Source organism: Chroococcidiopsis sp., from assembly GCF_051657925.1.
In the GTDB taxonomy this organism is placed as follows: domain Bacteria; phylum Cyanobacteriota; class Cyanobacteriia; order Cyanobacteriales; family Chroococcidiopsidaceae; genus Chroococcidiopsis.
This window is the reverse complement of record NZ_JBOFLP010000328.1, coordinates 1-23,113: the sequence shown is the minus strand read 5'-3', so window position 1 is coordinate 23,113 and position 23,113 is coordinate 1. Positions and strand designations below refer to the sequence as shown.

Sequence of the window (23,113 nt, the reverse complement as noted above, 5' to 3'; positions counted from 1 at the left end):
TTCGTGTTTAGCGTTGCTTATTGAGAATGGGTTCGGTTCAACTGCAAAGGATAGAAACGACAAAACCCTCTGCTAGAGAGGGTTTCGAGGAATGGACGTAACTGGATTCGAACCAGTGACCTCTACGATGTCAACGTAGCGCTCTAACCAACTGAGCTATACGTCCGTGGATTAATCAACATAGCACAGACAAAGGTAGAGATGCAATCACTCGACCAAAAGATACTGCCATAAACGTAGGTGTCGCTAAACGTTTGTTGACAATTGAGGCAACGGTATCGTTGGCAACATGAACTAGTTTGACCGTGTTTATGGGTTTTACCGTGACTGCATAGTGGGCAACGCATGGCTTTTTGGAGTTAACGGCAAAACTTTCTTGCCCACAATTATGGCAGTTACCGCGATCGCGCTGGCGTTTACGATGCTTTCCCCCGATCGCGCTGGTGACTACGGTTTGCTGGAACAATGGGGCTGGATCTACGCCGGCGGTGCTAACGGGGTGCGAGAGGTGCTTTCATCTGAACTCAGAACGACAGTTAACTCCTACACTTTCCTGAACTTTTTGGGATTGACAAAGCGTGAGATTACTTCTGAATTGACAAGTTTTTAGTATGAGTCGAGAATAAGCCGAAAGTAAAGATGTAGGAAGTCATACTCGCTCGCCTATATTTCTATTAGTAGCGATCGGAGTGCAAGTTTAGCCATTATGGTTTGAACTCTTTCTGGACTAGCCGCCTACGAAGATGAAGATAATTACCAAGACTTTTCCTCCCACTCATTGACCCGAATCGAGTTACCCTTACAGAAAATCCGAATGAGAATATCTTAAGAATTTATGTAAATTTTGTCCGGCTCTGTCAAGATTATCGGAGTAGTAAATTGCTGCTATGCTTAACTAGATTTTTCCATCATAATCGTTTGGCAATACCTTAATATGTGAATTGTAAAGGGGAAAACTAATATTAGCTGATACTTGTGATATTTTTTGTCTGATTGCTTGATTTTGACTTTCTGCCAAATACTAATTTTAGGTGTGAGCAAATTGCTGATGCGCGAGCAAAATCTGCTGCTAATAACTCGACTAAAAAGCTGTAGCTACTACTATATTGGCGTACTCAAAAAGTATTTATCCAGAACTCCTCAATGGTTATTTATGTATGTATTTGGTCGCTTTAGCTCGATCCAAATCATGATGCTAAATTACTATCAGCGCCAACGAACCGCTAAAATCCACGAGGAAAAGGATTCGGTGTTTAGTCACCTTAATACTGATGAAGTCGTTGAATCTTTAATCGCTGACGGATTGTACTTGGGGATTCATCTACCAGATAGTTGGGTGAAAGAAATTCGTGAGTTTGCGGAGCGTAATAATTGCTACGGAGACGGAAATTTACGCTTGAGTTTTGCTTATCAAGAAAGGCTAGCGGCGCAGAGTTCATACGGTCAATCTTTTCGACTAGGGAAATATTACAATGCCAGCTTGCTATGTCCAGCAATTGAGAAACTGGCTCGCGACCCAAAGCTATTAAATATTGCTGCGAAATATTTAAAAGTAGAATCGGTTCATGCTGGTAGTTGGCTGTGGTGGAGTTTTCCCCCAACAGTAGCAATTTATGACTCTACTGCTGCGATTGGGCAAGTCTTTCATCACGACCTTGAAGATTACCGTTGTCTTAGATTTTACTTCTACTTAAGTGACACTAACTTAGCTAATGGACCGCATGTATGTATTCGTGGCAGTCATCGTCAGAAAAAACTTGCCTATCTTCTCAGCTTATGGCGGTTGCGTTCCGAGCAAGATGTGATTGATTACTACGGTACTTCTAGGATTGTGACAATTTGTGGTCCGGCGGGGTTTGGCTTTGTGGAAGATCCATTTTGCGTTCACAAAGGATTGCCACCAACGAAGGGAGATCGACTGATTTTAGCGATACATTTCTCTATCAACGACTACGGGGTGTTAGGCGATCGGGATGACTCTTTGTTGTTGAACTCTGGCCAGCTGACTTCAAAGTAGTCTTTACTTTTATGTTGTTTCTGTTGACATTCTGCGATCGCTGCATTTCAGTAGACAAGTTAGTACGTCTAGGGACAAGGGGATTTATCGCCAGCCCATACTTAACTTAATGTCTAGAACGAAGATATAAAAGATACATTAGATCGGGACTATTTGAATACAGAATTCATTGCTGGCAATTCTTCCGACTTAAACTTTCCTGCTGCTCAATTATTTATCCGACTATCTATATTAGAAAGATTAGAAAGGGATAAGTGACTGGAGTTGCAAAAGGAGATACTTTAGAAGTAAGTCAAAATTCTTGCTCAAATTTTTGGAGTTACTGCCTACTCTGCTTCTACACCAGTAGTTATTCTGTCTTCGATAATTTTTAGCAATACAATCCTTTCGTTTCACTATAACTGCTCGCTGTCACTGTATTACTCTGAAAATCTGTGTTTAAGTATCTTCCGCCTCTCAACGAGCATAACCTTCCTTATCCCGATACCATTCACCCAATCGTGGTGCATTTCGCGATCGCTATGGTGCTGTTTGCAGTATTTTGCGATCTCCTTGGGTATTTTACCAAAAATTCCAAATTGTATGAAGTCAGTTGGTGGAATCTGACCTTCGCAACAGTTTCGATCTTCATTGCAATTATTTTTGGACAGATTGAGGCAGGTCTGGCAGAACCTTACGCTGCATCTGTTTCAACGCTGAATGCTCATACAATTTTGGGCTGGTCGCTCTCAGGAATTCTAGCAGTCGTCACCGCATGGCGCTACGTGATCCGGTTGCAGGAAAGACCGCAGCTACCCCTTCCTTATCTCGCAGCGAGCGTGCTGCTAGTTGGGCTAGTTTGTATTCAGACATACCTGGGCAGCTTACTCGTGTGGGTCTATGGCTTGCATACGATTCCTGTCGTAGAGGCAATCAGAGGAGGTATATTATGAATCCAGATTTGCTGGAACAGTGGGGTAGTTTGGGAGTTAATGGGTTGCCCTACCAAATTCCCATCCATCCCAACCTAGTGCATCTAACGCTAGGGTTATTTATTGTAGCGATCGCCTTTGACATTGTAGGGGTGCTGTTTCCCGTCGAGAAAGCAGTTTTTAAGTTTCTGGCAATTCCCGTTACCCGCTCGGCGCTGTTTGATGTCGGTTGGTATAACCTGTTGGCATCGGCGATTGTGACCTTTTTTACGGTGATGGCGGGTGTGTTTGAAGTTTCTTTAGCGGTACCGTTAGCGGATGTCACCAGTGCCTGGGGGCTTCATCCCTTGGAAACGATGATTCTACACGGTGTAGGGGGGGTGATGATTTTGACCTTAATCGTGGGAATGACCGTTTGGCGCGGCTTTCAACGCTATCAGTGGCGCAAAGACATGGCAAGACAGGTACAGTGGAGTTATCTCGCTGCTGGTTTATTTGTTTTTGCTCTGATGTTTGTACAGGGAACGTTGGGCGCACATCTGGGTGCTGAATTTGGCATTCACGTCACAGCGGATCAAATACTACGCTTAGGCGAAAATCCCAATCTATTATAGTTCGGATCGGTTAGTTTCTTATTTATTTGGCGATCGCTGTCATGATGAAACTCCGTGCAATTCTAATAATGACGGTCTATGCCATCCTGGTCGCTATGACAAGCTTATGGATGGCGAAGCAATCCTATTCTTGGTTTCCACCAGAAGCAGCAGCAGAAGCAAAGTTGCTAGACGATCTATTCAGTCTCTTCACTGGGTTAGGCACATTCATTTACTTAGGTGTGATCGGACCTTTCTTTTACTCGTTGGTCTTTCATCGAGCCAGTAAGTATGACATGAGCGATGGTCCCCCGATTGAAGGCAACACCTGGCTGGAAATCGTCTGGACGGCAGTACCATTAGTTTTGGTGTTAACGCTTTCCTTTGTGAGCTATCGGACTTACGAAAAAATGGCGGTGCGGGGTCCGATAGAACTGGTACACTTGCATATGCCTCAGATGATGCAGCCTGCTTACGCCGAACCCTTTGACAGCACGCCTCAGCAGGAAATTCAGAATGCAGTAGAAACCGCTCCCATCGAGCAAATTGACGTGACCGCTAAGCAATGGGCATGGGTTTTCCATTATCCAGAACGGGATATCACCAGCACTGAGTTACATTTACCAGTCGATCGCCGCGTGCGGTTTACGTTGCGATCGCAGGATGTGTTACACGGCTTTTACATTCCGGCATTTCGCCTGAAGCAAGATGTCGTTCCTAACCACGAAATCGATTTTGAACTGACTCCTGTGAAAACTGGAACCTATCGCCTGCGCGATTCGATGTTTAGCGGTACTTACTTTGCGGCAAATCAAGCAGATGTCGTCGTTCAGCCATTCAACGAATATCAACAATGGCTTGCCGATGCTGCTGCTGGGTCGCCCACCCCTGCCTTCAATCAGGCTGCTTTTGAGTACAACCGAGCCAACGATCGCTCTGGGACAACGAAAGACAAGGTAGCCGTTCGCGGTTGGGACACTATCCCACCTGCATCGCCACCTGTAGTAAATTATGCCCCTAAGCACGAACCTAATAGTCCGCCTGCGTGATGTGGCTTGTCATAAAAGCGATTGCTCAAGGATTAAGCTATTTTGACTTTTGACTTTTAACTTTTGACTTGCTTGGTAACTTATGACAAACATCTCGATCGAGGCTCCAGAAGTCGTTCGCGGACAGCCATACCCAGGTGCGCCCGACAACTGGAAGCGATTCTTCACCTTCAGCACCGATCACAAAGTTATCGGCATTCAATACATCGTCACATCGTTCTGCTTTTTCCTGATTGGTGGCACGTTGTCGATGATTATGCGGGGCGAACTGATTACCCCCGATGCCGATCTGGTCGATCGCACTGTTTATAACGCGCTATTCACAATGCATGGCTCGATCATGCTGTTTATGTGGACATTCCCCGTTTTAGTGGGATTGGGAAATTATCTCGTGCCGCTGATGATTGGAGCGCGAGATATGGCATTTCCTCGGCTCAATGCGGTTTCGTTTTGGATGGTTCCTGTAGTAGGCATTCTGATGCTAGCCAGTTTCCTAGTACCAGGAGGTCCATCGCAGTCAGGATGGTGGGCATATCCGCCTGTGAGTTTGCAAAACCCGACTGGCAATCTGCTGAACGGACAGGTGTTATGGATTTTGGCAGTGGCAATTTCGGGGGTATCTTCCATCATGGGCGGGGTGAATTTCGTCACTACCATCTTCAAAATGCGTGCGCCAGGAATGACTTGGTTTAGAACGCCCGCCTTTGTCTGGTCGGTACTAGCGGCGCAATTAATTCAACTGTATGGACTACCTGCGCTGACTGGAGGGGCAATCATGTTGTTGCTCGATCTCACGATCGGCACTAGTTTTTTTGCTCCAGAACGGGGCGGTAATCCCATCTTATACCAACACTTTTTCTGGTTTTACTCCCATCCGGCAGTCTATGTGATGATTCTGCCAGCCTTTGGCATGTTTTCTGAAATTTTGCCCGTTCATGCTCGTAAACCCCTATTTGGCTATCGGGTGATTGCGGCATCATCTCTTTTGATTACGGTTGTCAGTGGTTTGGTGTGGGTGCATCATATGTTTGCCAGTGCCACCCCTGGTTGGATGCGGATACTCTTCATGGTGACATCTATGCTAGTTGCCATTCCTTCCGGCATTAAAGTATTTGGTTGGGTCGCAACGATTTGGGGTGGCAAGATTCGCTTCACCACGCCGATGCTATTTGCGCTCGGTGGCATTAGTAATTGGTTGTTTGCGGGAATTACCGGAATTTTTCTGGCTTCTGTGCCGATCGATATTCACGTCAACAACACTTACTTTGTGGTCGGACATTTCCATTACGTGCTGTATGGCGCGATCGTCATGGGCATTTATGCCGGAATCTATCACTGGTTTCCTAAAATGACCGGACGCATGTATTATGAAGGACTGGGCAAACTGCACTTTGCCTTGACCTACCTGGGAACGGCGTTAACCTTCCTGCCCATGCACCCCCTTGGATTGATGGGAATGCCCCGCCGCGTTGCATCCTACGACCTGGAATTTGCCTACTGGAATGTCATAGCAAGTATTGGCGGTTTTCTGTTAGGGCTGTCTACGCTACCATTTATTCTCAACATGGTGAGTTCTTGGATTCGGGGCGAGAAAGTAGGCAACAATCCCTGGCGGGCATACGGTTTAGAGTGGCTTACCTCTTCACCACCAACCGTGGAAAACTTTGAAGAAACACCGCTTGTAGTTTCGGGTCCCTACGGCTACGGTAGGAACCAACCGTTGGTAGGGAACATTCCCAATCCAGGCTTGACTCAATTTCCTGAATCTCTGACGCAGCAGCAAACATCATGACAGCAGAAAGAGCGATTGCACAAGACGTTGAAGCTAACGTTCGACAGCACCAGGAGCATGACGCAGCAGGCAATAGTAAGTTCGGCTTTATCGTGTTTCTGCTGTCGGAAAGTGTGATTTTCCTGAGCTTCTTTACGGGTTACATTGTCTACAAAACCACTACCCTAGACTGGTATCCAGCAGGTGTGACTGGCTTGGAAACCAGAGATCCATTCATTAATACGCTCGTGCTGGTATCCAGTAGTTTTGTCATCTACGTAGCTGAGCGTTATTTACACGATAAAAAACTGTGGGGCTTTCGCCTATTTCTATTAATTACTATGGCGATGGGCAGTTATTTTCTCTTTGGGCAAGCTGTGGAATGGCGCAGTTTACCATTTAGCTACCAGTCGGGTTTGTTCGGCGGCACGTTCTTTTTATTAACTGGATTTCACGGCTTGCATGTTCTCACCGGAATTCTGCTGCAAACATTAATGTTGGGGCGATCGTTTATCCCTGGTAACTACGACAACGGTTATTTTGGTGTTGAAGCAACGTCCTTATTCTGGCACTTTGTCGATGTCATTTGGATCGTGTTGTACACGCTAATTTACGTTTGGCAGTAGGAGAACCCTATGATAATTGACGATCGCTACTATGACGTAATTATTGTTGGTACGGGTGCAGGTGGTGGGACGCTGGCGCGAAAGCTGGCATCAACTGGTAAAAAGATCTTGCTGCTCGATCGCGGAGAACTGATCCATCGTGAAAGTTCGGAGTTGGTCGATACAGAAGTTTTTAAGAAAGAGCAATTTCACGCGCCAGAACCCTGGTACGACAACGCAGGAGAACCGTTTTATCCACAAACGTATTATGCCGTTGGTGGCAATACAAAAATCTGGAGTGGCGTTTTGCAGCGAATGCGGGAACGCGACTTCGAGCAAGTGCAGCATCAAAGCGGGATTTCTCCGGCATGGGCGCTGAAATATCAGGACTTTGAGCCTTACTATACCCAAGCCGAGAAGTTGTATCAAGTACACGGTAAAGTCGAAGATGACCCTACCGAACCTCCCCATAGCGAAGCCTATCCTTTTGGGGAAGTTGCTCATGAGCCGATGGTGCAACATATTGGTGACACTCTTGCTCAGCAGGGGTTGCATCCCGTTCATTTGCCGCTAGGGTTGGGCGATCGCGGTAGAACCGATGCTGAAGACACCGGAGTTAGCCCCATCCTCAACAGCGAAAACGTGACGCTCAAAACTTCTGCTCAGGTTGTTTGCCTGTATACCAACCCATCAGGATCGGAGATCAAAGCAGTTCAAGCAAAAATTGGGGAACAGTCCTATTTATTTTTAGGCAATATTGTAGTGCTTGCCTGTGGTGCTGTAAACTCGGCGGCATTGCTGCTGCGGTCTGCCAACGAAAAACACCCCAACGGTATTGCGAATAGCTCCGGTCAGGTGGGGCGAAATTTGATGAAACAACTGCTATCGGTTGTGGTGCAGTTAACCTCTCCCGCTAATTCTGGGTCATTTTCCCGCACGCTAGGGCTAAATGATTTTTATTGGGGAGACAAGGATTTTCCTTATCCGATGGGTCACGTACAAAACTCTGGTGGTATTTTTCAAGATGTCATTTTTGCCGAAGCACCACCGATTTTATCGGCGTTGTCTAGGCTGATGCCAAATTTTGGCTTGCGGCAGTTGGCAACCCATTCCATCGGTTGGTGGCTGAAAACAGAAGACTTGCCCGATCCCAACAATCGCGTTCGCTATGTGGGAGACAAACTGCGAATCGATTACACCGCGAATAACGTAGAAGCGCACGATCGCCTGGTATATCGTTGGGTTGATGTATTAAAAAGCGTCGAGCAGTCTCAGCCCAATATATTTAACCGCACAACCCATCCTCGCAGTGATATGCCCGTACAAGTCGTTGCTCATCAGTGCGGCACTTGTCGGTTTGGAGAAGATCCGGCGACTTCTGTGTTGGATCTGAACTGTCGTACCCACGAAGTGCAAAATCTCTATGTCGTAGACAGCAGTTTTTTCCCATCTCATGCCAGTGTTAGTCCTGGCTTGACTGTCATTGCAAATGCTTTGCGGGTGGGCGATCGCTTAATCGAGCAGTTGAAGTAAGGCGTTGCTGAATGAAAAATAAACAAGTTTAGGCTAATCTCTTAGCAAAGTATTAGCCTAAGTTGTCCCCTTGACCTAATTTTTTTTCAACACCACCACAGGACAATGAGCATAGCGAATTACTCGTTCTGCCACTGAACCGAGAAAAAATCGACTCAAGCCAGTTTTGCCATGCGATGGAATCACAATTAAATCGGCATTAATCTCCTTAGCATAGTCGAGAATCTCCGAACTGGGGTCGCCAATAGCAACGCCAATACGGACTCCTTCAAACTCCGAAGCTTTAAATCGTTTGTCCAAAGTCTCTTTTACGTGCTGCTGGCGCGAGCGATCGTCTAAAGTATTCCACATCGCTCCAGGTTCGGCTGGATGCAGGTGAGATAGAACGTGCAGAACATACAAATGACTCGCATCCTTCACAAATTCTCGCGCTGGAGATAGTGCAGCAAAAGACTCTTCTGAAAAATCGATCGGAACTAAAACTCGGTCTTTCTGTAACCAACTCATAATTTTAAATCGATCGTTGGTAGTTGGTAGTTGGTAATTGGTAATTGGTAGTTGGTAGTTGGTAATGCGCGAATTTTGAATTACCCATTACCCATTCACCAATTACTTAAAAACTGGCATCTTGCCAGTTTGCAAGCGCTGCATATAGTCTCCTAAAGCTGTCGCTACCTTTCCAGATAGTAGGTAACATCCTAGTAGGTTGGGGAAAGCCATCGACAGGATCATCATGTCGCTGAAATCAACCACCGATTTGAGGTTAACTACTGCACCGATGAAAACAAAAATGATATAAATTGCCTGGTAAGCTCTCATACTCCGTTCGCCAAACAAGTAAGTCCAACTGCGTTCGCCGTAGTAACCCCAGGAAAGAATGGTCGAAAAGGCAAATAGGAATACTGCTAACGCTAGCAGATAGGGAAACCAAGGAATACCAGTAGAGAAGGCATTAAACGTCAATTGAATTCCATCATCAGTTGTAGTAGTTTTATAGGCACCTGTAGTGACGATCGCCAGTGCTGTCATGTTGCTCACTACAATTGTATCGATGAAGGGTTCGAGCAGCGCCACAACACCCTCGCGGATTGGTTCTTCTGTACGAGCAGCAGCATGAGCAATCGGTGCAGAACCAACTCCCGCCTCACTGTCGAATGTGGCTCGTCTCACTCCAGTTGCGAGTACGCCAACAAATCCGCCTGCAACCGCTGCTTGTGGGGCGAAAGCTTCCCTGACAATTGTAGCTATGGCATTAGGTATGTCTGTGAAATTGATCGCGAGAATCCACAGTGCTGCCAAAAAGTAAATCAAGCACATTCCAGGAACTAAGATTTCTGCTACTGCACCAATGCGACGGATACCCCCAACGATAACTAAAGCGACTAAACAGGCAAGGATCAAACCATAAAGCCAACTGCGGTCTTGGAAAAATGGTAAAACACCAGCAATCCCAGCATAAGACTGGTTTGCCTGAAACATATTACCACCGCCAAAAGAGCCACCAATGCAAAAGACGCAGAATACTCCTGCCAAAATTTTACCAAGCGGACGCAGCCCTTTTTCAGCTAAACCCCGCGAGAGGTATTGCATCGGTCCGCCAGAAATTCTGCCATCTGGCAGTACTCTACGATACATCTGAGCTAAGCTACATTCAGCAAACTTACTCGACATTCCGAAGAATCCTACCATAGTCATCCAAAATACAGCCCCAGGACCTCCAGTTTGGATCGCGATCGCCACCCCTGCAATATTTCCTAAGCCTACTGTTGCTGACAGCGCTGCCGATAGTGCTTGAAAGTGAGTTACTTCGCCTGTTTCTGCTGGATTGTCGTAACGTCCTCGCACGACAGAAACCGCATGACTGAAGGCACGGAGGTTAATAAAACCCATCCGAATCGTAAAAAATATCGCCCCCACGATCAGCCACAGGACGATAAATGGCATTCCACCAATACTGAAAAATAAGACTTGAGACAGCCCTGCTACCAAATTAGCAAAAATGACATCTATTGCCCCCAAAAACCCACCTGTGGTTTCGCCTGGGGCAGCGTAAGCCGTGCTAGGTATAGCTAGTAATACCAAACAAAGCCAAGGAGATTTTTTCAGCCAACCCAAGAGCTTACAGTGATTCATCAGCGTTTCTTAATTGTGAGTAGTAACAAAAAAATCCTTAATTTTAAAAAAATATAGTTTTAGGTCGAAATTAAACTGTTCTTAAGACACAGTTTTCTAGCTTCTAGCAAAAATCTGCTCTAATACATATTTCTTAAGGTGGATATCTTGTGACTGTTGGTTATGGGTAATTGGGGATTGGTATTTGGTCGTAGGAGTTAAAATTAATAATACTTAACAATTAGGAACTATCGTATGCCAACAGCTTTGATTACTGGTGCTTCTGCGGGAATTGGTGCTACTTTTGCCCATGAGTTAGCTTCTCGACAAACGGATTTAGTTTTAGTAGCTCGTTCCGCTGACAAATTGCAACAGCTGGCAGCTCAGTTACAAGCACAACATCAAATTCAAGTCTACGTCCTCGTCCACGACCTAACTGTACCAGAAACAGCTACAGCTATCTACAATACGGTAACGGAAAAGGGATTAGAGATCGATCTATTAATCAATAATGCTGGCTTTGGAGATTATGGCGATTTTGCCGAACGAGATGGCGATCGCCAAGTCAAAATGGTGCAGTTGAATGTCTTAGCGTTGGTAGAGTTGACTCACAAATTTTTACCAGGAATGCGTCAGCGTCGTTCTGGAGGTATTATCAATCTTGCTTCTACGGCTGCATTCCAACCGATACCTCACTTTTCTGTTTATGCAGCCAGTAAAGCTTTTGTCCTCAGTTTCAGCGAGGCATTGTGGGCAGAAAATCGCAAGTATGGGGTACGAATTTTAGCTGTTTGTCCTGGTCCCACTGAAACGAAATTTTTCAAAGAGGCTGATTTTCCTACAACTTTTTCAGAGACGATCGCTAAAAACTATATCTCACCTCAACAAGTAGTACGGGAATCACTTCAAGCTTTAGAAAAAAATCGTGCTTCGATTATCCCAGGATTTATTAACAAAATTAGCGCCAATGCATCTCGATTTTTGCCCCGCCAAACTGCTATAACTTTAACAGAAAAAATATTTAAACGTGGCTGAATTTCAGTTAGCAGGGAGCAGGGAGCAGGGAGCAGGGAGGAAGAGAGCTGAGGGAGCTGAGGAGCTGAGGAGCTGAGGAGAATAATGCCCAATGACCAATGAATGACCAATGACTAATGACCAATTACATATATCGCGTTAATTGGACGCGATAGCGCTCTTTTTTCGTGACGGCGACTTCTCCCACTTCTAATCGTCCTTTGCCACGAATTGCGATTAAATCTCCAGTTTTGACTTGAGTGCTGGATTGGCTAATTTCTTTCCAGTTAACGCGCACATCTCCACCTTCGATCAAATCTACCATTTTGCTGCGGGACATCCCAAACCCAGCAGAGGCGATCGCATCTAATCGTAAAGAGGCTTCTACTGTTGTTAATTCCTTTTTTTTCGGTTCTTTAATTCTTAATTCGCTCAGCTCAATTTGCTGAATTTTAACAGGAACGGAACGCACTTGCTTTAAATTCATTGCTAAGAATTCTACTAATTCTGGTACAACAATTGCTTGCGCTCCCCGTTCTCCTAAGACAATCACATCGCCGGTTTTGTCCCGCACAATTCCCGTACCTAGCATCGCTCCTAAAAAGTCGCGATGGGTAGCAGTATCAAATAGAAAGTTACCTGCAATATCTATTGCTGCTACTGTCACTTGGGATGAATCGAGAGGAACTTCCACACGAGCGATCGCTAATCGTTGCCGTTCTGCTTGAGGATAACCGCCCCAGGCTACTAATTGTACGTCAGTCAAACGACTAAAAATTTGCTGGCTTTCAGCTAACTCTGGGGGCGATAAAAAATCAGTGAGTACTACTTCCCAAGTTTTGATTGCTTGCTCTGCTAGATCGATAACACGAACGATAGTTTCTCGATTTTCTACACCTTTTAATAAGTCTTCTCTCGGCAACATCTTAATTTTCTAACTTTTAGTTGGCTATATATGTTCTATATTGTTTGACACTTATTGTTATCCGCATAAAATCCAACTGCTGTCATTTCTTGTATTTTTGGTACATGTGTTAGCAGCATAGACGTTGCGAGAGGCTAAAACCCGATCGTGTTTCGATCTCCAGCCCGTTTTCCTATGCAGATATCCTAACACTAGTCATCTGTTACCAACATTGCATTTGCTCCTTACCTTCACGAACAGCACAGATCCACTCTTTTCACCCAGACAGTTCTATGTTAAAATTTACACAAACATTTCTTCCGTAAACAATAGATGTTAACAGCAAAAAACTCAATTTTATTCTGTATCTAGAAATACTTTTATCGCAAGATAAAGAATATGATAATTGGACTGTTTGCAGTATAAAATATTTCTCAAGTCTTTCTAAGATTAAGTAATCATGACGTTGGTGTTCTCCAGCGATCGCCATCTGGGTGCAGCTCATCGCGTCTAAAGATGCAGACCTTGAAGCGGCGAGCATCATTTGACATGGACTGATTATCGATCTTCTGAGTGCTAGCACTCAGAAGTGAGTTGAGCTTATCTTGATTTTCTGACAATTCTGCTGAATCAAAAAGATGAAAAGAATACTATTTTACGATGATGGCTCTGGCTTTGGCGGTCATAGTATTTCTGCTGTGGATGCAGTTAAATACTTACTAGAAAATACCAACCTCAAGGTTGGATTTATGTTTTATCAAGGAAATCAAAGACTTTACGATCGCTTAACTTTACTAGTACGAGAATTTAAGCACCTCGAACTTTATCCAATGGAGTTCAAAGCAGCAAGATTTAGAAACTTAGGAGCATTATTATCGTTTCCCGTAGTTGCTAAAATTGCTCAAACTATTTCTATTATCAAACCCGATGTAGTCATTGTCGTTCAAGGCACGATCGAACTCAGTTCCCTCGGTTTATTAGCAGCGAAAAAAGCTAACCTTAAAGCGATTAGCTTTATCCCGCTAACACAATCTTTATCGTTAATGCAAGGCAAACTCTCTAAATTAAGAGATTTCATTAATTTGCATTTTTACAACTTGCCAGATGCATTTATTACGACTAGTGCTCGGGCTAAATATAACTTAGTTCAGCATGGAGTGAGATCGAAAATTTCTGTAGTATATTACGGTCCTGACTTAAGAATATGGCATCGACAGGAGCGAAACATATCTCGGCAAAAATACGGCATAGATAACAGCGATTATGTAGTAGCTCTGGTTGCTAGAATCGAACTTAAACACAAAGGTCATGACTTTCTCATTACCTCAATGGCAAAATATGCCAGTAAGCTAGAAAATATCAAATTATTAATTGTAGGCGATGGCTCAGATGAAGAGAAGTTACAAAAACTCATTCAAACTTCTGGCTTAAGCGAAAGAGTCAAAATTATTCCTTGGGGAAATGACTTATCATATATCTACTCTGCCGTAGACATGCTCATCATTCCCTCTCGACTAGAAGGATTACCATTAGTCATGTTAGAAGCAATGTACTATGGTTTGCCAATAGTTGCTTCTAGCATAGATGGAATGTTAGAAATTTTACCTCAAGAATGGTTGTTTCAATTTGGTGACAGTGAAGCTGCTATGGAGACTTTACTACGAGTTAAAAATAGCGACAATACAGAGTATTTGTTAAATCATAAAAAACGAATTATGACAGAATTCAATCTCGACGAATTTGGCAAAAACTTCTACAAAACTCTTTGCGAAGCACAGATAGAGACCAAGGATTAAGAAACTACAGCTAATATAGCGTGTCTATTTGAGTTGTGAACCACTTGCTCTTGATTGTCATTTGTCATTTGTCATTTGTGCAAGCACAGTTAGCCGATCGCAGACAGATGGACGGGATTTTCACAATTGGTTTAGACGCGCTATAGTTACTAGCTATTAGCTACTGAATACTCACAACTCGCAACTGATAACCGATAAAATTGTACAGACGTTACATGTAACGTCCGTACACCGACCGCTGACTGACAACTAACAACTGACAACTGATAACTGATAACTCATATCAGCCAGTCGTTTCAGCATAGCCTTGGATATTTTCTGGTTCAAATCGACGCAGTACGCTCGTTGCTTGTCGAAGTATGCCATCCGTACCTTTAACAACAATTAAATACTTACCTGCATTGAGACGGTTGCGATACGGCAAAGCATCGCCACTACCAAACACCAAACCAGCACCACCACCAGCAAATAGGCTTCCCATACCACCAGCCACAGCACCTAGTAAACCACCAATGACATGATTGCCGATTTCACCCGCCCAAGCAAAGGTATCTAGACCAGACAGCACGCTGAAAGCAACTCCAGAGGCAAAACCAAACGGTATCAGCCAGAAAGCCATCAGTTTTGCTTGCTTAGCAGCTTGTTCGTTGGGATCGATCAAGCCAAACTCATCTGCACTTTTGTATCCTCTACCAAGAATAGTAATGCGATCGGTAGGTATACCTTCTTTTTCTAGGGCTACAGAAGCTGCTTCTGCTTGAATGCGATCGGGTAACACGGCGACAAGGTAATTCATGAGAGTAGGAGACAAGGAGGACAAAGAGGACAAGGGAGACAAGGGAGACAAGGGGGACAAGGGGGACAAGGCGAATTTAGAATTATTTTCTTCCCTACTCCCTACTCCCTACTCCCTACTCCCTGTTAACTGTTAAAATATCGTACTGCGGTAGCGAATTACCGAAAGCACAACTTAACCTAACTAAAGGCAACCCTTGAGCTGAGAGTAACGCGCTACTGGAATCACCCCTGGTCTTGTGTATCGCTGCTGTCGCTCAAAGCGAGTAGACACACAAATTACTTACACGAGCGGACAGTTCACTTATCATTAATAGTGCCTTTCTCCCACTGGATTCCTATCGTTAATCATGGCTAAAGTTCTCGTATCTGACCCAATCGACCAGGCAGGAATTGATATCCTTTCCCAAGTTGCCACTGTTGACGTAAAAATCGGTCTAACACCAGAGCAGTTTGTACAGGCGATCCCAGAGTATGATGCATTAATGATTCGCTCTGGTAGCCGCATTACTAAAGAAATTATCGAAGCTGGGCATCAACTGAAGATTATCGGTCGTGCTGGTGTGGGCGTAGATAATGTAGACGTACCTGCTGCCACCCGCCAAGGAATTGTCGTTGTCAATTCTCCCGAAGGAAATACGATCGCTGCTGCCGAACACGCGATCGCGATGATCCTGGCATTATCGCGTTACATCCCCGATGCAAATGCTTCTGTCAAACGCGGTGAGTGGGATCGCAAAACCTTTGTGGGGGCAGAAGTCTACAAAAAAACCTTGGGCGTGGTTGGTTTAGGAAAGATTGGTTCCCACGTTGCTACGGCGGCTAGAGCGATGGGGATGAAGTTACTCGCCTACGACCCATTTATTTCTACCGAACGAGCCGAACAGTTAGGTTGCCGCTTAGTTGAGGTAGACATCCTACTACAAGAAGCCGATTACATTACGCTGCACATCCCCAAAACCCCAGAAACAACACATTTAATTAACGCCCAGGCATTGGCTAAAATGAAACCCAATGCCAGGATTATCAACTGTGCTAGGGGTGGCATTATTGATGAAGCGGCGCTAGCAGAAGCACTTAAGGCGGGTAAAATCGCAGGCGCGGCTTTGGATGTCTTCGAGGAAGAACCCCTGAAGGAATCGCCGCTAAGAGCATTAGGAAAAGAAATTATCCTCACCCCCCACCTCGGCGCTTCGACCACAGAAGCACAAGTCAACGTAGCGATCGACGTAGCAGAGCAAATCCGCGATGTCTTGCTAGGCTTACCAGCCCGTTCTGCCGTCAATATCCCTGGACTCAGCCCCGATATTTTGGAAGAACTCAGACCGTACATGCAACTTGCCGAGACTCTGGGTAATTTAGTCGGTCAGCTGGCTGGGGGACGAGTCGATCTACTCAATGTCAAACTGCAAGGGGAACTTGCAACCAATAAGAGCCAACCATTGGTTGTTGCTGCCCTGAAAGGATTGCTTTCTCAAGCACTGCGAGAAAGAGTCAATTACGTCAATGCCAGCGTCGAAGCAAAAGAACGAGGCATTCGGATTATTGAAACGCGAGATGCTGCCATTCGGGATTATGCAGGTTCTTTGCACTTATCAGCAAAGGGTTCGATGGGCGAACATTCAGTGACGGGAGCGCTGTTGGGTGATGGCGAAATTCGCATTACCAACATTGACGAATTCCCAATCAACATTCCCCCCAGTTCGCATATGCTATTCACGCTACACCGAGATATGCCAGGAATTATTGGTAAACTCGGTTCTCTGCTGGGTAGCTTTAACGTCAACATCGCCAGTATGCAAGTCGGACGCAAAATCGTGCGCGGTGATGCGGTGATGGTACTGAGTTTAGACGACCCCCTGCCCGATGGGATTTTGACTGAAATCACCAAAGTTGCAGGCATTCGCGATGCGTATACAGTAACTCTATAGCAATTAGCGATTAGCAACTAGTTGCTAATCGCTAATTGCTAACCGCTAACTATGGCAAATCACTGGTGGGAAATTCAAATTTTGTGCGATCTAGACCTGGAAGAGACGATCTTCTGGCGACTAGAAGATTTTGGCTGTCGTGGGATGGCAAGCGAACGACAGAAGAATGATGGTAATGTTTGTTTGGTGAAAGCATATTTGCCACAAGAACAAGTAAGATTACTCGACTTAGCTGCCCTTTCATTATGGCTGCGACAGGATGCCTTGCTAGTAGAGTTAGAGCCGCCTAAGATGCAGTGGCATTTAATTGATGAAGAAGACTGGGCAAGTAGCTGGAAACAGTACTGGCAACCGCAGGAAGTGGGCGATCGCATTTTAATTTATCCTGCTTGGCTACCAGTGCCAGAAAAATCAGAGCGACTTTTACTAAGGCTAGATCCTGGAACTGCTTTTGGTACGGGTAACCATGCCACAACGCAGTTATGTTTAGAAGCCTTAGAAATGCGCTTGGACGATCTTCCCAATTCCAATCGAGAAGATATAGTTATTGCAGATATTGGCTGTGGCTCAGGTATCCTCTCAATTGCAGCAATTTTGCTTGGGGCTAGCCAAGTCTATGCTGTAGATACGGATATCATGGCAGTCAACGCTACCCACAGCAATCGACAACTCAATCAAATTTCTGCCGATCGCATAATTGTAGGACAGGGTAGCGTGAACGCTCTACCTCAAATGACCCAAGTATCTTTCGATGGCATTGCGTGCAATATTTTAGCAGATGTCATTATTCAATTAATTCCCCAAATTACTTCTGTTTCTCAACCCTCAACTTGGGGCATTCTCAGCGGCATTTTAATCGACCAAGCCCAATCGGTAGCCGATACTTTAGAACATTATGGCTGGACTGTAGCAACTCTTTGGCGACGTAAAGAATGGTGTTGTTTTAATGTGAGACGGTCTTAATAGTGGTATGTGGTGCGTGAAATGACCAATGACAAATGACAAACGGGCAATTCCTGCCCTATTTATCGTTTATTTTCTCTCAGGGTTTACAGCGCTGCTTTATCAGGTGGTATGGCAGCGAATGCTAGGATTGTTTTCTGGATCTGACGTGCGATCGGTAACGATTGTAGTTGCCTCCTATTTGTTAGGACTGGGTGTAGGTGGCTGGCTGGGTGGCTGGATTAGCGATCGCCTCAGTAACCGTCAGGCAGTACAAATCTATAGTTGCTGCAATTTTGGAATTGCTATTTTTGCTATTTGCAGCCGCTTTTTATTTTACAACTTGCTGTTTCTGCAAGGAAAATCTTTGGCACAATCTCCAGCAATGATGTTGGCGATCGTGTTTGTTAGTTTATTAATTCCTACTACCTTAATGGGCGTGTCGCTGCCTCTAGTAACGAAGGCGACTAGCCGTCATGCAGAAAGTGCAGCAGCTCGAATTGGTCTGCTCTATGGTTTAAATACACTCGGATCGGGTCTGGGAACGCTCGTTTCCGGTTGGTATATTATCGGGACTTTTGGCTATGAAAAAACAGTTTATTTCGGTGCGATTCTAAGTGCTGTAGTGGGAATTATTGCCTGGTCTATTTCTCATCAGTTTCATTCAAATCGCCCTGTATTAGCTACATCAAATACGGCAAATGAAGCGCTGCGATCGCGTTCTCTATGGCAGTGGTGTTTTTTGGTCTTTCTTTCCGGTTTTGCAGCAATTTCTTTAGAGATTATTTGGTTTCGCGTTTTAGATACAGTACTGCAATCGATCGCCTATACTTACGCTCATCTCCTAGCGTTTATTCTCGTTGGTAATGCCTTAGGTAGCCTCGCGGGATCGGCAACAATTCGATTTATTCGTCAACCCCGAAAAGTCTTTTTTGCGATTCAAGCTGGTATAGCTGCTTATGCGCTAATTTCTATTTGGCTGATTAGCATTTACTGGCAGTCTCATCCGACAGATTTACGTACCGATATCGGCTACATTGACTTAAATAATATTACTTCTATTGTCATTTTCAGATATGTAGTTATACCCTCAGTCATGCTCGTATTGCCTAATTTCTGGCTCGGTTTTTATTTTCCCTTAGTCCAGAAAGCCGTACAAACAGAAGATAGCCAAATTGGACAGCGAGTTGGTTTCATTCAAGTCGCAAATATTTTGGGCAATACTACAGGTAGCCTGCTGACGGGATTAGTGCTGTTGGATAAGTTCGGTACGGCGGGTTCCTTGCGATTCATTGCCTGGTTAGGATTGGGGTTTGCCCTGCTATGTTTCAATCTCAGGAAAGACAAGCTGGCGAGTATGCTCGCGATCGCCCTAGCTGTCATCATTGCTGTATTTCCAAATAATATCCGTCTCTGGGCTGCTCTACATGGTATTCCAGCCACACAATATTTCCTAGCTGCTGAAGATTCGACAGGTGTAGCCGCCGTGACTGAGGTAAACGGACAAGGGACTTTACTCGCCAGCGGACAAGCACAAGCCAGTTTCCCTTACATGCAAGTCCACGCCCTCCTGGGCAGTTTACCCGCACTCATTCATCCCCATCCCGCCCAAGTCATAATTATCGGTCTGGGTTCGGGGGGGACGGCTCATACAGCAGGAGTCAACCCCCTCACCCAGCAAGTTAAAGTGGTAGAGTTACTCGGAGCTGAGTTGACAGTTTTGCGTCAATATGCTCAAACTCCTAATGGTCAGCCGCTTAAATATTTATTTGAGGACCCGCGTTATAAATTTATTGTCGGTGACGGACGGCAAGAGCTGGAACTATCCCAGCAACAATTTGACATTATTGAAGCCGATGCAATCTATCCCTGGCGATCGCGAGCTGGTATGCTCTACTCGCAGGAGTTTTTTCAAGCTGTGCGATCGCACCTCGCCCCAGATGGTATGTTTGTGGAGTGGAACGTAGGCTTAGGCACAGCGCAGACATTCCGCAGCGTATTCCCTTACGTAATTCAGTTAAGCATGAGCGGCGATTTACACGTTTTAATTGGCAGCGATCGCCCCGTTGACTTCAATCGACAACAGCTATTAACTAAACTAGAGGATACGGCTGTATTGAATTTCTTAGCAAAAGCAAGCGTCAACATTGAAGCAATTCGTCAAGATGTCAAAGCTGCCCAGGTAAATTTTTACTCCCACGCCAAAGACGGTCAACCTCAACCCACAAATACAGACTTATTCCCGCGATCGGAATATTATTTGAATCAGGGGTAATGGGTAGTTGGTAGTTGGTAGTTGGTGGTTGCTTCCTCAACTTCCTCAGCTCACTGGTCACTGGTCACTGTCTCTGGTGTTTTACTATCGATATATTCGCGCCAGCGCTTAATCTTACCTGCGACAAAATCGACAATAATGGCATCATCTGCACGGTTGCGGCGACCTGAAGCTTTTTCCGTATCTTCCCAATACCACTCTACGGCAGCGCGATGGTCGCGACTTAGCGTTCCGCCTTCGGCATCGCCTTCAATAATTATTTGGCGAATGTCGATTTTGACATTGGATGCATAAGTAGCGAAATCTGCTGCTGCTTTGCGGATGGCGGCTCGACCTACCCATTTCTGTCCTGGGACGATCAGTTCGCCATCAGAAGTAAACAAAGCAGCGAAAGCATCTGCATCTCCATTTACCCAACTGTCTCTAGCTTGACGCACAATTGTGCGAATCTGTTCTGGAGATGTAGTTTTTCTCCCTGCTGGGCTGGAATTACTTAAACTCATCTGTGTCGGTATGCCTGCAAATACCTCGATGCTAACCAAAACAATAGTTACTCCCACCAGAATCGCGAATGCCACCCCGTACAATCTTGCTTTAGCATGACGTAAATCGAGCTTCATTTTTTTTCTACTGTCCGATCGCTGCATTCAGTGGATGCAAATAAGCTTAAACTACGCACCGACAGTTTCATTACATTCCATTGCAACGCACTTGTTAGCCTGCATCAACTGTGCGGCGGAGCGATCGATGCCCATACCATAACGCCATTCTCCATTGAGATATAGCCAGGTTGGGATCTGACGCACGAGATCGCGATCGCCCTCAAAACAAATTGTCCCTTGCTTCAGGGCAAGATTCAGGTGAGTATAGCCCATCCAGACATGGGTGAAAGCACTCAGATCGGCTGATATTAAGACATCCACTTCAAAGCCTGGATCTTTTTGACACATATCCACCTCTCCAGCCTCGAATATCATCCACCAACTGCGATGAGTTTTGCGCCCTTTGGTTAACCCACGAAAGTCAAACTGGAGCACTATTTTTTGAGAGGGTATCGCCTCAAGATTGATTCGTCGTCTCATACCCCACATCAATAGGGCATCATCCAAGTCTTCTGGGGCAATTTGTTCGCTCCCCCATTGTTGCGCCCAAACCCCCATCGCCTCAATGATGGGTCGCAGGGCTTCTCCGGCAGGTGTGAGAACGTACTCATATCCTTGACCAGTCTCTTTTTCATGGCTAACGACAATCCCCAATTTCTCAAGTTCTTTGAGTCGTTGAACTAGGAGCGCACGCGACATCAATGGCACGCCGCGACTGATGTCATTGAAGTAGCGATTGCCGTACAGCATCTCTCGCAGTACCAGTAGGTTCCAGCGATCGCCAATTACTTCAGCTGCCTTTGCTACCGGACAGAATTGCCCATATCCCTTTCTCATAGCACATCTAGGAAGATCCCACATTAGGTTCAGATATTGAACTTGTAACACTTGATACAGCAAATCAAAATAAAAGTATCACAAGACTTAAAGGAGACTGACCAATGTTAGAACAACAGACCGCACCGATCGTCCAACAAGGGGGGATAGATTGGCTATCCTTGGCGGAATCATTGGGAAACCAATTTGCTGCCAGAGAAGTTGAAGCCGATGAGAGCGACCTGTTTGTCGCGGATAACATTGCCAGGTTGAAAGCGTCTGGATTGGTGGCAGCAGGTGTCCCGACCGAACTAGGTGGTGGCGGAGCCAGCTATACCGATCTTTGCGCTGTGCTACGGATTTTAGGACGCTATTCCAGTTCAACGGCGCTGGCTTTTTCAATGCATACCCATCAGGTGATGGTACCAACCTGGCGATGGCATCATCAAAATGCTCCAGTCGATGGATTGCTGAAACGGGTGGCGACCGAGCAACTCGTGCTTCTCAGCAGTGGTGGCTCGGATTGGTTACAGAGTAATGGCACGGCGATAAAAGTAGAGGGTGGATTTCTGATTACGGCTCGCAAAATCTTTGCTAGTGGTGCGCCTGCTGCGAATTTATTGATGACCAGTGCCGTTTATGAAGATCCAGAAATAGGTTCTACAGTATTACATTTCGCAGTTCCCATGAATTCCCAAGGCGTTTCAATTGAACCTACCTGGCAAGCGATGGGAATGCGGGGAACGGGTTCCCATGACGTTGTGTTATCTAATGTTTTTGTACCAGATGCGGCAATTGTTTTACGACGAGCACAAGGGAAGTGGCATTTTATTTTTCACCTGATCTCGATGGTGGCGATTCCGTTGATTTATTCTGTTTATGTTGGGGTTGCAGAAGCAGTCCGCGATCGCGCAATTCAACTGGCAATGAAACGCCACACCGACGAACACCTCTGCTACATGGTGGGAGGTTTAGACAATGAATTGACAGCTGCAAAGTTAGCACTTGAGCACATGATTTCTACTGCCGTAGTGAGTCAACCTGGCTTTGAGACCACAAATCAAATTATGACAGGACGGACACTGGTTGCCAAAGCGGTACTCAACGTCGCTGATTTGGCGATGGAAATTGCGGGGGGAAGCGCGTTCTATCGCAAGCTGGGTCTGGAAAAATTATTTCGTGACATCCAGGGAGTCCGCTATCATCCTTTGCGGGAGGAAGCGCAGCGCAAGTTGTCGGGTCAACTGGCATTTGGGTGGGATACGTCTTGTTTATAGAGAAATCTTTCTCGTCCAGAGCGATCGCCCAGTCTTGATTTCAGCAAAGATAAGAGCGATCGTTCTCTCACTACCAGCTTTTTCAGCTACTCATAACTAACAAGCTACGGACTAACATCAATTTAATCGGGAAGCCTCCATTGTGCAAGCGCCACGGCATTACCCGTACC

The 23,113-nt window shown here is 45.4% G+C and carries 20 protein-coding genes, 1 tRNA gene and 1 pseudogene; 14 read left to right on the top strand and 8 right to left on the bottom strand.

Annotated features, from left to right (window positions below):
* Positions 1-92: 92 nt before the first annotated feature.
* Together ACRC32_RS26360 and ACRC32_RS26355 are read right to left on the bottom strand one after the other, a co-directional pair.
* Positions 93-166 (bottom strand) — tRNA-Val (locus tag ACRC32_RS26360).
* A gap of 70 nt (positions 167-236) precedes the next feature.
* Positions 237-347: pseudogene (locus ACRC32_RS26355) on the bottom strand (IS1/IS1595 family N-terminal zinc-binding domain-containing protein); the annotation flags it as partial.
* On the opposite strand from ACRC32_RS26355, the gene ACRC32_RS26350 reads away from it, so the two are divergent.
* The 8 genes from ACRC32_RS26350 (at position 335) to ACRC32_RS26315 (ending at position 8,479) form a co-directional block, all read left to right on the top strand.
* Positions 335-610, top strand: coding sequence for a hypothetical protein (locus tag ACRC32_RS26350; RefSeq protein ID WP_438556751.1), 276 nt, complete (start codon positions 335-337; stop codon positions 608-610). The pseudogene ACRC32_RS26355 and the gene ACRC32_RS26350 overlap by 13 nt on opposite strands.
* A 438-nt stretch (positions 611-1,048) precedes the next feature.
* On the top strand, positions 1,049-2,017 hold the full coding sequence (locus tag ACRC32_RS26345; RefSeq protein WP_438556750.1) for a hypothetical protein: 969 nt from the start codon (positions 1,049-1,051) through the stop codon (positions 2,015-2,017).
* Positions 2,018-2,451: 434 nt separating this feature from the next.
* Complete coding sequence (locus ACRC32_RS26340; protein WP_015152928.1) at positions 2,452-2,949, top strand: DUF2231 domain-containing protein; 498 nt, start codon at positions 2,452-2,454, stop codon at positions 2,947-2,949.
* Positions 2,946-3,542 carry a DUF2231 domain-containing protein gene (locus tag ACRC32_RS26335; RefSeq protein WP_438556749.1) on the top strand — a complete coding sequence of 199 codons (597 nt, stop codon included), beginning with the start codon at positions 2,946-2,948 and terminating at the stop codon, positions 3,540-3,542. Before ACRC32_RS26340 ends, ACRC32_RS26335 begins: the two co-directional genes overlap by 4 nt.
* A 41-nt stretch (positions 3,543-3,583) precedes the next feature.
* The gene (locus ACRC32_RS26330; protein ID WP_438556748.1) at positions 3,584-4,570 is read left to right on the top strand and encodes a cytochrome c oxidase subunit II; all 987 of its coding nucleotides are present in this window, start codon (positions 3,584-3,586) and stop codon (positions 4,568-4,570) included.
* A gap of 82 nt (positions 4,571-4,652) precedes the next feature.
* On the top strand, positions 4,653-6,362 hold the full coding sequence (gene ctaD / locus ACRC32_RS26325) for a cytochrome c oxidase subunit I (protein WP_438556747.1): 1,710 nt from the start codon (positions 4,653-4,655) through the stop codon (positions 6,360-6,362).
* Positions 6,359-6,967, top strand: coding sequence for a cytochrome c oxidase subunit 3 (locus ACRC32_RS26320; protein WP_438556746.1), 609 nt, complete (start codon positions 6,359-6,361; stop codon positions 6,965-6,967). The genes ctaD and ACRC32_RS26320 overlap by 4 nt, the downstream gene beginning before the upstream one ends.
* Before the next feature lie 9 nt (positions 6,968-6,976).
* Complete coding sequence (locus ACRC32_RS26315) at positions 6,977-8,479, top strand: GMC oxidoreductase (protein ID WP_438556745.1); 1,503 nt, start codon at positions 6,977-6,979, stop codon at positions 8,477-8,479.
* A gap of 75 nt (positions 8,480-8,554) precedes the next feature.
* Here ACRC32_RS26315 and ACRC32_RS26310 read toward each other — a convergent pair whose 3' ends face one another.
* Together ACRC32_RS26310 and ACRC32_RS26305 are read right to left on the bottom strand one after the other, a co-directional pair.
* Positions 8,555-8,986: a universal stress protein gene (locus ACRC32_RS26310; protein ID WP_438556744.1), complete on the bottom strand. Its 432-nt coding sequence runs from the start codon at positions 8,984-8,986 to the stop codon at positions 8,555-8,557.
* Between the two features lie 102 nt (positions 8,987-9,088).
* On the bottom strand, positions 9,089-10,612 hold the full coding sequence (locus ACRC32_RS26305; protein WP_438556743.1) for an alanine/glycine:cation symporter family protein: 1,524 nt from the start codon (positions 10,610-10,612) through the stop codon (positions 9,089-9,091).
* A 234-nt stretch (positions 10,613-10,846) separates the two neighbouring features.
* Here ACRC32_RS26305 and ACRC32_RS26300 point away from each other — a divergent pair, with 234 nt between their 5' ends.
* On the top strand, positions 10,847-11,626 hold the full coding sequence (locus ACRC32_RS26300) for an SDR family NAD(P)-dependent oxidoreductase (protein WP_438556742.1): 780 nt from the start codon (positions 10,847-10,849) through the stop codon (positions 11,624-11,626).
* Positions 11,627-11,750: 124 nt separating this feature from the next.
* Here the strand turns inward: ACRC32_RS26300 and ACRC32_RS26295 are convergent, their stop codons facing one another.
* Positions 11,751-12,530 (bottom strand): photosystem II S4 domain protein, encoded by a 780-nt coding sequence (locus tag ACRC32_RS26295; RefSeq protein ID WP_438556741.1) that lies wholly within the window; start codon positions 12,528-12,530, stop codon positions 11,751-11,753.
* Between the two features lie 617 nt (positions 12,531-13,147).
* Between ACRC32_RS26295 and ACRC32_RS26290 the strand changes: the two genes are divergently transcribed.
* The gene (locus tag ACRC32_RS26290) at positions 13,148-14,305 is read left to right on the top strand and encodes a glycosyltransferase family 4 protein (RefSeq protein WP_438556740.1); all 1,158 of its coding nucleotides are present in this window, start codon (positions 13,148-13,150) and stop codon (positions 14,303-14,305) included.
* A gap of 283 nt (positions 14,306-14,588) precedes the next feature.
* Here ACRC32_RS26290 and ACRC32_RS26285 read toward each other — a convergent pair whose 3' ends face one another.
* Positions 14,589-15,101: a hypothetical protein gene (locus tag ACRC32_RS26285; protein ID WP_438556739.1), complete on the bottom strand. Its 513-nt coding sequence runs from the start codon at positions 15,099-15,101 to the stop codon at positions 14,589-14,591.
* Positions 15,102-15,450: 349 nt separating this feature from the next.
* Between ACRC32_RS26285 and serA the strand changes: the two genes are divergently transcribed.
* From serA to ACRC32_RS26270, 3 genes are read left to right on the top strand one after another with little or no spacing between them, the layout of a single operon-like run.
* Positions 15,451-17,031 carry a phosphoglycerate dehydrogenase gene (gene serA, locus ACRC32_RS26280; protein WP_438556738.1) on the top strand — a complete coding sequence of 527 codons (1,581 nt, stop codon included), beginning with the start codon at positions 15,451-15,453 and terminating at the stop codon, positions 17,029-17,031.
* Between the two features lie 51 nt (positions 17,032-17,082).
* Positions 17,083-17,994 (top strand): 50S ribosomal protein L11 methyltransferase, encoded by a 912-nt coding sequence (prmA, locus tag ACRC32_RS26275; protein ID WP_438556737.1) that lies wholly within the window; start codon positions 17,083-17,085, stop codon positions 17,992-17,994.
* Between the two features lie 28 nt (positions 17,995-18,022).
* The gene (locus tag ACRC32_RS26270; RefSeq protein WP_438556736.1) at positions 18,023-20,248 is read left to right on the top strand and encodes a fused MFS/spermidine synthase; all 2,226 of its coding nucleotides are present in this window, start codon (positions 18,023-18,025) and stop codon (positions 20,246-20,248) included.
* 50 nt (positions 20,249-20,298) lie between these two features.
* Here ACRC32_RS26270 and ACRC32_RS26265 read toward each other — a convergent pair whose 3' ends face one another.
* Positions 20,299-20,868 carry a nuclear transport factor 2 family protein gene (locus ACRC32_RS26265; protein ID WP_438556735.1) on the bottom strand — a complete coding sequence of 190 codons (570 nt, stop codon included), beginning with the start codon at positions 20,866-20,868 and terminating at the stop codon, positions 20,299-20,301.
* A gap of 51 nt (positions 20,869-20,919) precedes the next feature.
* Entirely contained in the window at positions 20,920-21,687 is a 768-nt protein-coding gene (locus tag ACRC32_RS26260) for a winged helix-turn-helix transcriptional regulator (RefSeq protein ID WP_438556734.1), read from the bottom strand.
* Between the two features lie 104 nt (positions 21,688-21,791).
* Between ACRC32_RS26260 and ACRC32_RS26255 the strand changes: the two genes are divergently transcribed.
* The gene (locus tag ACRC32_RS26255) at positions 21,792-22,943 is read left to right on the top strand and encodes an acyl-CoA dehydrogenase family protein (RefSeq protein ID WP_438556733.1); all 1,152 of its coding nucleotides are present in this window, start codon (positions 21,792-21,794) and stop codon (positions 22,941-22,943) included.
* Positions 22,944-23,113 lie beyond the last annotated feature (170 nt).

Bases quoted from the DNA above. Each gene is read 5' to 3' on its own strand.
- ACRC32_RS26260 (WP_438556734.1), bottom strand. From the start codon at position 21,687: ATGAGAAAGGGATATGGGCAATTCTGTCCGGTAGCAAAGGCAGCTGAA.
- ACRC32_RS26330 (WP_438556748.1), top strand. From the start codon at position 3,584: ATGATGAAACTCCGTGCAATTCTAATAATGACGGTCTATGCCATCCTG.
- ACRC32_RS26285 (WP_438556739.1), bottom strand. From the start codon at position 15,101: ATGAATTACCTTGTCGCCGTGTTACCCGATCGCATTCAAGCAGAAGCA.
- ACRC32_RS26300 (WP_438556742.1), top strand. From the start codon at position 10,847: ATGCCAACAGCTTTGATTACTGGTGCTTCTGCGGGAATTGGTGCTACT.
- ACRC32_RS26255 (WP_438556733.1), top strand. From the start codon at position 21,792: ATGTTAGAACAACAGACCGCACCGATCGTCCAACAAGGGGGGATAGAT.
- ACRC32_RS26295 (WP_438556741.1), bottom strand. From the start codon at position 12,530: ATGTTGCCGAGAGAAGACTTATTAAAAGGTGTAGAAAATCGAGAAACT.
- ACRC32_RS26310 (WP_438556744.1), bottom strand. From the start codon at position 8,986: ATGAGTTGGTTACAGAAAGACCGAGTTTTAGTTCCGATCGATTTTTCA.
- serA (WP_438556738.1), top strand. From the start codon at position 15,451: ATGGCTAAAGTTCTCGTATCTGACCCAATCGACCAGGCAGGAATTGAT.
- ACRC32_RS26345 (WP_438556750.1), top strand. From the start codon at position 1,049: ATGCGCGAGCAAAATCTGCTGCTAATAACTCGACTAAAAAGCTGTAGC.
- ACRC32_RS26270 (WP_438556736.1), top strand. From the start codon at position 18,023: ATGACAAATGACAAACGGGCAATTCCTGCCCTATTTATCGTTTATTTT.
- ACRC32_RS26265 (WP_438556735.1), bottom strand. From the start codon at position 20,868: ATGAAGCTCGATTTACGTCATGCTAAAGCAAGATTGTACGGGGTGGCA.
- ACRC32_RS26305 (WP_438556743.1), bottom strand. From the start codon at position 10,612: ATGAATCACTGTAAGCTCTTGGGTTGGCTGAAAAAATCTCCTTGGCTT.
- ACRC32_RS26315 (WP_438556745.1), top strand. From the start codon at position 6,977: ATGATAATTGACGATCGCTACTATGACGTAATTATTGTTGGTACGGGT.
- ctaD (WP_438556747.1), top strand. From the start codon at position 4,653: ATGACAAACATCTCGATCGAGGCTCCAGAAGTCGTTCGCGGACAGCCA.
- ACRC32_RS26290 (WP_438556740.1), top strand. From the start codon at position 13,148: ATGAAAAGAATACTATTTTACGATGATGGCTCTGGCTTTGGCGGTCAT.
- ACRC32_RS26335 (WP_438556749.1), top strand. From the start codon at position 2,946: ATGAATCCAGATTTGCTGGAACAGTGGGGTAGTTTGGGAGTTAATGGG.
- ACRC32_RS26320 (WP_438556746.1), top strand. From the start codon at position 6,359: ATGACAGCAGAAAGAGCGATTGCACAAGACGTTGAAGCTAACGTTCGA.
- prmA (WP_438556737.1), top strand. From the start codon at position 17,083: ATGGCAAATCACTGGTGGGAAATTCAAATTTTGTGCGATCTAGACCTG.